The following is an 8,551-nucleotide window of genomic DNA, read 5'->3' on the forward strand; positions in this document are numbered from 1 at the left end:
GGCCTGCGCCGGTTACTTGAACGCGGGCATCAGGTGCTCGTGGATCAGCCGGAGCTGGCCGTCCACGTCCGGGACGCCGGTGAGGTCGCGGCCGGTGAAGGACTTCACCAGGCCGGGGTCGGTGATCGCGCAGATCATGTGGTTGACGCCGGTCGGCGCGATGTCGCTCTCGATCTTGGCGCGGACCTCGTCGGGGGTGCCCGCCAGCGACAGCTTCTCGGTGATCTCCGGGGTGGTCAGCTCGATGGCCTTGGCCAGGTCGCCGCCGCCGATGGCCTCGATGATCGGGGCCATGTCCGCCGGGTCGACGCCGTTGCGCTGCAGCTGCTCGGCCGGCATCGCCGAGGCGTACAGGCCGACCATGCTGCGGGCCGCCTCCTTGGCCGCGGTGGAGTCGGGCCCGACCGCGAACACCACCCAGGCGCCGATGTCGAGCGACCGCCAGTCCTTGCCGGCGCGCTCGGCGCCGATCTTGACGTGCTCGACGGCGTACTCGTACGCGCCGCGCGAGTAGCTGAGCGCGTGGTGGACGCCGTCGGACAGCTCACCGGCCGCCTCGAACGACTTCGGCCCGCGCATCGCGCCGATCTTGACGGGCAGGTGCTCCTGGACGGGACGGGCGAAGGTGAACAGGCCGTCGTAGGAGTAGAACTCGCCGTCGCGGGTGATGGCGCCCTCGTCCAGGAGGGTCCGGACGACCGCGACGGCCTCCTTCACCCGCGTGAGCGGCTTGGTCTTCGCCCAGTCGATCTTGTACTGGGCGAGCACCCCGAAGTTGCCGCTGCCCAGGACGACCTCGGCGCGGCCACCGGTGAGCTCGTCCAGCGTCGCGGCGGCCTGCGCGATGAGGGACGGCTCGCGCAGCGTCACCGCCGACACCGACGGCCCGAGGCGAATCTGCGAGGTGTTCGCCGCGGCTGCGGCGAACAGCAGCCACAGGTCCTTGTGCCACGGCTCGTCGGCCGCGTACACCGCGTGGAATCCCAGCTCGTCCGCGAGCTTGATGGAGGCCAGCGAGTCCGCGACCGGATAGTCGGGGAGCATGGCGTAGCTGAACTTCACGGAAAACGTCTCCTTGCAGTGCGCTTCTTCACGCACCCATCGGGGGATGGGACGAGCGTAGGCGCTGCGCCGTGACGAGGTGGTCACTTTCCGCGTATCGGACCAACCGCGGGCGGTCACGAAAAAATCAACTCATACCGGGATCGGCGATGAGTTTCCGGGCGGGCTCCGGTCAGCCTTGGCATGACGACTACACACGCCCCCACCGGCAGCGAGCCCGGACACGCCCCGACCACCCCCGCGCCCCAGAAGACCCGGAAGGCTCGGAAGGCCCCGGCCGGACGAAGTTCCGGCGCCCACCGCACGCCGCCGGTGATCCGCCTGCTGGTGCTCGCGACGTTCGTGGTGATCCTCAACGAGACGATCATGATCAACGCGATCCCGCGGCTGATGGCGGACATGGCCGTCACCGAGCAGGCGGCGCAGTGGCTGTCGACGGCGTTCATGCTGACGATGGCCGCGGTGATCCCGGTCACCGGCTGGTTCCTCCAGCGGGTCAGCACCCGCCGCGCCTACGCCACCGCGATGGGCGTCTTCCTCACCGGGACGGCCCTCGCGATGGTCGCGCCGGTCTTCGAGCTGCTGCTGCTCGCCCGGGTCGTCCAGGCGACCGGGACCGCGGTGATGATGCCGCTGCTGATGACGACGCTGATGACCGTCGTCCCCGAGCAGGACCGCGGCCGGGTGATGGGCAACGTGACCCTGGCGATGTCGGTCGCGCCGGCGATGGGCCCGGCGGTCTCGGGCCTGATCCTGCAACTCGGGTCCTGGCGCCTGCTGTTCGCGGCGGTGCTGCCGGTCGCGGCCCTCGTCACCTGGCGCGGCCTGGCCCGGCTGGAGAACGTCGGCGAGCCGCAGCTCAGCACGATCGACTGGTTCAGCGTCGGCGCCGCGGCCGCCGGGTTCGGCTCCCTGGTCTTCGGGCTCAGCCGGTTCGGCGAGGGCGGCACGGCCGTCCCCGCGCTGATCGTCCTGGCCGGGCTGGCGACGATCGCGGCCTTCGCGGTCCGGCAGCTGCGGCTCCAGCGCCGCGACGTCCCCCTCATGGACCTGCGCGTCCTCCGGCACCCGGTCTACGCCCTCTCCCTGCTCCTGATGTCGCTCGGGTTCATGGCGATGCTCGGCTCGATGATCCTGCTGCCGATCTACCTGCAGAACCTGCGCGGGCTGTCCCCGCTGGAGACCGGCCTGCTGGTGATGCCGGGCGGGCTGGCCATGGGGCTGCTCGGCCCGGTCGTGGGCCGGCTGTTCGACCGCTTCGGCGCCCGGATGCTGATCATCCCCGGCGCGCTCGGCATCATGCTCGCCCTGGCCGGGTTCACCCAGATCTCGATGACGATGCCGTACTGGCAGGTGCTCGGCCTTCACACGCTGCTCATGGTCTCGCTGGCCGCGGCGTTCACCCCGGTGTTCACGCTCGGCCTCGGCGCCCTCCCCGAGCACCTGTACCCGCACGGCAGCTCGATGCTGGGCACCCTCCAGCAGGTCTCCGCGGCCCTCGGCACCGCGCTGGTGGTGACCGTGATGGCCGGACGGGCCGAGGCCCGCGTCGCCGCCGGCGTCCCCGCCGCCCTCGCCCAGCTGGACGGGATGCGGCTGGCGTTCGTCCTCAGCGGCGTGCTCGCCCTCGTGATGGTCGGGATCTCCTTCCTGCTGCCGAAGCGGCCCGCCGCCCCCGGGAGCGCCGCGGCGCTCGACGCGTCCGGAACGGCCGCCCGCGAGCCGGAGAAGGCCGGACTCGTCCTCGAACCGGCCTGCTGATCCCGGCCCCGCGGACACGCGGCGTGGTCGAGAGGCGGCAAAGCGTGCGCCAGCCGGCCGAGGCTTTGCAGGAATCCCACAACTGGAGACGCGTAGCGTGCGTAGTTCGCGGCATGGCGCCGGCGGGGCGGGAAGCGGGAGGCTGAACACTGCCGCCGGCGTCATGTCGCGGCGCGGATCGTCTACAGAAGGGCTCGGTGCGGTGTTCAGTCGTGTCGCCATCGTCAACCGCGGTGAAGCCGCCATGCGGCTCATCAACGCCGTGCGGGACATCGCCGCGGAGACCGGGACCCGGATCGAGACCGTCGCCCTGCACACCGATGTGGACCGGACGGCTACGTTCGTCCGGGAGGCGGACCTGGCCTACGACCTCGGCCCCGCCTCCGCCCGCCCGTACCTGGACCTGGACGTGCTGGAGCGCGCGCTCGTTGACACCGGCGCGGACGCCGCCTGGGTCGGCTGGGGCTTCGTCGCCGAGGACCCGGCGTTCGCGGAACTGTGCGAGAGGATCGGGGTCGCCTTCGTCGGGCCGAGCGCCGAGGCGATGCGCAAGCTCGGGGACAAGATCGGCGCGAAGCTGATCGCCGAGGAGGTCGGGGTCCCGGTCGCGCCGTGGAGCCGCGGCGCGGTGGAGACCCTGGACGCGGCCCTCGCGGCGGCGGGCGAGATCGGCTACCCGTTGATGCTGAAGGCGACCGCGGGCGGCGGCGGGCGCGGCATCCGCGTCGTCACCGACGAGGCCGACCTCGCCGACGCCTACGAGCGGACCAGCCAGGAGGCAGCGCGGGCGTTCGGCAGCGGCGTGGTGTTCCTGGAGCGCCTGGTCACCGGCGCCCGGCACGTCGAGGTCCAGGTGATCGCGGACGGCCAGGGGGCGGCGTGGGCGCTCGGCGTCCGCGACTGCTCGGTGCAGCGGCGCAACCAGAAGATCATCGAGGAGTCGGCGTCGCCGGTGCTGAGCCCGGCGCGGGCGGCGGAGCTGAAGGCCTCCGCCGAGCGGCTGGCCGTCGCGGTCGGGTACCGCGGCGCGGCGACCGTCGAGTTCCTCTACCACCCCGGCGACGAGCTGCTGGCGTTCCTGGAGGTCAACACCCGCCTGCAGGTCGAGCACCCGATCACCGAGGCCACCACCGGGTTCGACCTGGTCAAGGCGCAGCTGCACGTGGCGTCCGGCGGCCGGCTGGACGGCGGCCCGCCGGCCGAGCGCGGGCACGCGATCGAGGCCCGGCTGAACGCCGAGGACCCCGACCGCGACTTCGCACCCGCCCCGGGCCGCATCGCCCGGCTCGACCTCCCCGCCGGACCCGGCATCCGGGTGGACACCGGCGTGAGCGAGGGCGACACCATCCCCGCCGACTTCGACTCGATGATCGCCAAGATCATCGCCTACGGCCGGGACCGCGACGAGGCGCTCGGCCGGCTGCGCCGGGCGATGGCGCGCACCACCGTGATCATCGAGGGCGGCGCGACGAACAAGAGCTTCGTCCTCGACCTGCTCGACCGGCCCGAGGTGATCGACGCGAGCGCCGACACGGGCTGGATCGATCGCGTCCGCGCGGAGGGCGGGCTCGTCCAGAACCGGCACTCCGCGGTCGCGCTGGCCGCCGCCGCCATCGAGGCCTACGAGGACGAGGAGCGCGCCGAGCGGCAGCGCCTGCTCTCGACGGCGTTCGGCGGGCGGCCGCAGGTCCAGCACCGTAGCGGCCGTCCGCTGGATTTGAAGCTGCGGGGCGCCGTCTACCGGGCCCGGGTCGCGCGCGTCGGCGCGGACCGCTTCCGCGTCGGCATCGAGGCAGGCGGCGACGTCCGCACCGCCGACGTCGAGCTCGACCGCTTCGACCGGCACAGCGGCCAGATCGTCGTCAACGGCACCCGGTACCGGCTGCTCATCGGCACCCACGGGCCGGTCCACCTGGTCGAGGTGGACGGCGTGACGCACCGGGTCAGCCGCGACGAGGGCGGCGTCGTCCGGTCGCCCGCGCCCGCGCTGGTCGTCGCCACGCCGCTGGCGGCCGGCGACGAGGTCGAGGCGGGCGCGCCGGTGCTCGTGCTGGAGAGCATGAAGATGGAGACGGTGCTGCGGGCGCCGTTCCGGGCGCGGTTGAAGGAGTGCACCGTGTCCGTGGGCAGCCAGGTCGAGACCGGCGCGCCGCTGCTGCGGCTGGAACCGCTCGCGGACGACGCCGAGGACGAGCAGGCCGCGTCCGCCGCGTCCGCCGAGCTGGACCTGCCCGCCGCGCCCGGGGAGGTCCCGGCGCGCGACCGCGTCGCCCACGGCCGGGAGTGCCTGCGCGGCCTGCTGCTGGGCTTCGACGGCGACCCGCACGACGAGGGCCGGGTGCTCGACGACTACCTCGCCGCCCGCCGGGCCGCCGCCGCGGACGGGCACCGGCCGCTGGCCGAGGAGATCGGGCTCCTCGACGCCTTCGCCGACCTCGCCGAGCTGAGCCGCAACCGCCCGGCGGGCGAGGACGGCGACTCGGGCGGGCACGTGCACAGCGCCCGCGAGTACTTCCACACCTACCTGCAGAGCCTGGACGTGGAGCGGGCCGGACTGCCGAAGAGCTTCCAGGCCAAGCTCGCCAAGGCGCTCGGGCACTACGGCGTCACCGACCTGGAGCGCTCCCCCGAGCTGGAGGCGGCGGTCTTCCGGATCTTCCTGGCGCAGCAGCGCGCGTCCGCCGGCGCCGCGGCCGTCGCGGCGCTGCTGCGCACGTGGCTGCGGGAGCCGCCGCCGGAGGAGGCCCTGCGCGAGCCGGCCGGGCTCGCGCTGGAGCGGCTCATCGCCGCGGCGCAGGGGCACTTCCCCGTGGTCTACGACCTCGCGGCCGGGGTGGTGTTCGCCTGGTACGCCCAGCCGATGCTGCGCCGCAACCGCGCCCGCGTCTACGCCGGCGTCCGGGCGCACCTGCGCCACCTGGACCGCCACCCGGACGCCCCGGACCGCGCCGAGCGCATCGCCGAGATGGTGCGCAGCACCGAGCCGCTGGTGCGGCTGCTCGGCCAGCGGCTCTTCCGCGGCAACCAGGACAACGCGGTCATGCTGGAGGTGCTGACCCGCCGGTACTACGGCAACAAGGGGCTGGCGGGCGTCCGCACCGCCGAGGCCGGGGGCTGCACGTTCGTCGTCGCCGAGCGCGAGGGGTCGTGCCTGGTCTCGGCCGCGGTGAACTTCGAGCGGCTGGGCGGCGCGCTGAACGGCCTCGCCGAGCTGGCGGGCGGCAAGGACGCCGTCGACGCCGACATCTACCTCTCCTGGGAGAAGCAGCCGCAGGACTTCGACGCGATGGCGGAGGCGCTGCGCCAGGTCATCGACGCGCAACCGCTGCCGGGGCAGGTCCGCAGGCTCACCGCGACCGTCGCGGGCAGCAGCGGCGCGGTGATGCACCACCACTTCACGTTCCGCCCGTCCCCCACCGGGATGACCGAGGACCGGCTCATCCGCGGCCTGCACCCGTACATCGCGCAGCGGATGCAGATGGAGCGGCTGAACAAGTTCGACCTGACCCGGCTGCCGTCCTCGGACGAGGAGGTCTACCTCTTCCAGTGCGTGGCGCGGGAGAACCCGTCCGACGATCGCCTCGTCGCGTTCGCGCAGGTGCGCGACCTGAAGGAACTGCGCGACCACGAGGGCCGGCTGCTCGCGCTGCCGACGGCCGAGTACACCGTCGCCACCTGCCTCGACTCCATCCGCCGCGCGCTGGCCCGGCGGCCGTCCAAGAAGCGGTTCTCCACCAACCGGATCGTGATCTACGTCTGGCCGCCGAGCGACCTCACCCGCGCGGAGCTGGAGATGCTCGCCGAGCGCATGCTGCCGTCGACGGAGGGCGCCGGGCTGGAGGAGATCCTGTTCATCGCGCGGCGGCGCGACCCGGAGAGCGGCGCGCTGACCAAGGTAGCCGTGCGGATCACGTTCGACGCCGCCGGCGGCACCGAGCTCACCGTCGGCGAGCCGTCGGACGACCCCGTCGAGCCGCTCGACGGCTACCGGCAGAAGGTGCTGCGCGCGAGCAGCCGCAACACCGTGTACCCGTACGAGCTGACCGGGATGCTCGGCGACTTCGCCGAGCACGACCTCGCCGAGGACGACCTCGCCGAAGACAGGGCGAACGTGCTGGTGCCGGTCGACCGGCCGAAGGGCCGCAACACGGCGGCGATGGTCGCGGGCGTCGTCACCACACCGACCCCGCGCCACCCCGAGGGCATCACCCGGGTCGTGCTGCTCGGCGACCCGACGAAGTCGCTCGGCGCGCTGTCGGAGCCCGAGTGCCGCCGCGTGATCGCCGCGCTGGACCTGGCCGAGCGGATGCGGGTGCCGCTGGAGTGGTACGCGCTGTCCGCCGGCGCCCGGATCTCCATGGAGTCGGGCACCGAGAACATGGACTGGGTGGCCGCGGCGCTCAAGCGGATCGTCGAGTTCACCCAGGACGGCGGCGAGATCAACGTCGTGGTCGCGGGCATCAACGTCGGCGCCCAGCCGTACTGGAACGCCGAGGCGACGATGCTCATGCACACCAAGGGCATCCTCGTGATGACGCCGGACTCGGCGATGGTGCTCACCGGCAAGCAGGCGCTCGACTTCTCCGGCGGCGTCTCGGCCGAGGACAACTTCGGCATCGGCGGCTACGACCGGGTGATGGGCCCGAACGGGCAGGCGCAGTACTGGGCGCCGAACCTCGCCGCCGCCCGGGACGTCCTGATGGCGCACTACGACCACACCTACGTCGCGCCCGGCGAGGACGCGCCGCGCCGCGCGGCCACGACCGACCCGGTCGACCGCGACATCTCCGACTTCCCCCACGCCGTGGAGGGCAGCGACTTCACCACCGTCGGCGAGATCTTCTCCGCCGAGGCCAACCCGGACCGCAAGAAGCCGTTCGACATCCGGACCGTCATGCGGGCGCTGTCCGACCAGGACCACCCGGTGCTGGAGCGCTGGGCGGGCATGGTCGACGCGGAGACCGCGGCGGTGCAGGACGCGCACCTCGGCGGGATCCCGGTGTGCCTGCTCGGCATCGAGTCGCGGGCCGTCCCGCGGCGCGGCTTCCCGCCCACCGACGGCCCGGACGCCTACACCGCGGGCACGCTGTTCCCGCAGTCGTCCAAGAAGGCCGCGCGGGCGATCAACGCGGCGAGCGGGAACCGGCCGCTGGTGGTGCTGGCGAACCTGTCGGGGTTCGACGGCTCGCCGGAGTCGATGCGCAAGCTCCAACTGGAGTACGGCGCGGAGATCGGCCGCGCGATCGTCAACTTCCGCGGGCCCATCGTGTTCTGCGTGATCTCGCGGTACCACGGCGGCGCGTTCGTGGTGTTCTCCAAGGCGCTGAACCCGAACATGACCGTCCTCGCGCTGGAGGGCTCGTTCGCCTCGGTGCTCGGCGGCGCCCCCGCCGCGGCGGCGGTGTTCGCGAGCGAGGTCGACGCCCGCACCGCGGCCGACCCGCGCGTCCGGGGTCTGGAGGCCCGCGTCGCGCCGACCTCCGGCGCCGACCGCGCCGCGCTGACGGCGGAGCTGGACGAGCTCCGCGCGGCGGTGCGCACGGAGAAGCTCGGCGAGGTGGCCGCGGAGTTCGACCGGGTGCACGACATCCGGCGCGCGGTCGAGGTCGGCTCCGTGGACGCCGTCATCGGCGCCGCGGAGATGCGGCCCCGGATCATCGAGGCCATCGAGGCTCGCCTGCACTGATCCGCGGGCGGCGCGGGGGCCGTGGGGGGGGGGGGGGGGGGG

At 73.3% G+C, this 8,551-nt stretch carries 3 protein-coding genes; 2 read left to right on the forward strand and 1 reads right to left on the reverse strand.

All coding sequences use genetic code 11. The annotated features are described in order from the left end of the window. Positions 1-12: 12 nt before the first annotated feature. Positions 13-1,062, reverse strand: coding sequence for an LLM class flavin-dependent oxidoreductase (locus tag ABGB11_RS22310; protein ID WP_347635754.1), 1,050 nt, complete (start codon positions 1,060-1,062; stop codon positions 13-15). 183 nt (positions 1,063-1,245) lie between these two features. On the opposite strand from ABGB11_RS22310, the gene ABGB11_RS22315 reads away from it, so the two are divergent. After that, positions 1,246-2,823: an MDR family MFS transporter gene (locus tag ABGB11_RS22315; protein WP_347635755.1), complete on the forward strand. Its 1,578-nt coding sequence runs from the start codon at positions 1,246-1,248 to the stop codon at positions 2,821-2,823. A gap of 202 nt (positions 2,824-3,025) precedes the next feature. Continuing rightward, entirely contained in the window at positions 3,026-8,509 is a 5,484-nt protein-coding gene (locus ABGB11_RS22320; RefSeq protein ID WP_347635756.1) for a carboxyl transferase domain-containing protein, read from the forward strand. Positions 8,510-8,551: the final 42 nt, after the last annotated feature.

The organism is Actinomadura sp. B10D3, assembly GCF_039871695.1.
Taxonomy (GTDB): Bacteria; Actinomycetota; Actinomycetes; order Streptosporangiales; family Streptosporangiaceae; genus Spirillospora; species Spirillospora madurae.